Below are 684 nucleotides of genomic sequence, written 5' to 3'. Positions count from 1 at the left end.
CCGACGGCGTAGTCGTCGGTGTCCGGGCCGACGGCCTCGACGACGCCGGCCACGTCCCAGCCGGGGATCACGGGGTGGCGCACTTCGAGGACCTGCCCGAGGAAGCCCGCGGCGAGCTTCCAGTCGACGGGGTTCACCCCGGCCGCCTTGACCCGGATCAGCACCTCGCTGGGGCCGACCTTAGGTTCCGGTACGTCAACCAGCTCTAACCGGGTGGGAGTTCCGTACGCGTTGTATGTGATTGCCTTCATGGTCATCCCAACCCGGCGGCCAGGTCGGCTATTCCGCTTTCCCTCGCGCGTGACGCCGTGCCAACGCCCTCAGGCGGGCAGCGTGTTGCGGTGGGAGCGCCGGCGGGCGGCGCTGAGCAGGGCCTGGATCTGGGCGCCCGACTGTTCCACGTCGTCCAGGGGCGCGGGGAACGCCAGCCGGACGTCGCGGTGGCCGCGCCGCTCCTCCAGCCGCAGGGTGATCCCGTACCGGTCGAGGGCGAGCGGCAGGGCCCGCACGACCGCGGCCGACGGCAGCGGGTTGACCAGCCGCAGCAGCAGGGTGACCAGCTCGGGGTGGTCGTCGAGGAGGTGGGTGAGCATGCCCGCCTCGTAGGGGGCGAGCGGGTCGGGCCAGGCCTCGTCCAGCTCCGTCAGCCCGATGTACGAGGTCCCCTCCGAGGTCTCCAGGATC

The 684-nt window shown here is 71.9% G+C and carries 2 protein-coding genes; both read right to left on the bottom strand.

The features are described from left to right. Positions 1–251: alcohol dehydrogenase catalytic domain-containing protein (locus tag G3I71_RS45320; RefSeq protein ID WP_164324753.1), on the bottom strand; the 251-nt coding region annotated here is incomplete at its 3' end. 69 nt (positions 252–320) lie between these two features. Then, positions 321–684: DUF2470 domain-containing protein (locus tag G3I71_RS45315; RefSeq protein WP_164324751.1), on the bottom strand; the 364-nt coding region annotated here is incomplete at its 5' end.

Source organism: Streptomyces sp. SID12501, from assembly GCF_010550245.1.
GTDB lineage: Bacteria > Actinomycetota > Actinomycetes > Streptomycetales > Streptomycetaceae > Streptomyces.
Note: the sequence above shows the minus strand (reverse complement) of the source record. Positions and strands in the feature narration are given on the sequence as shown.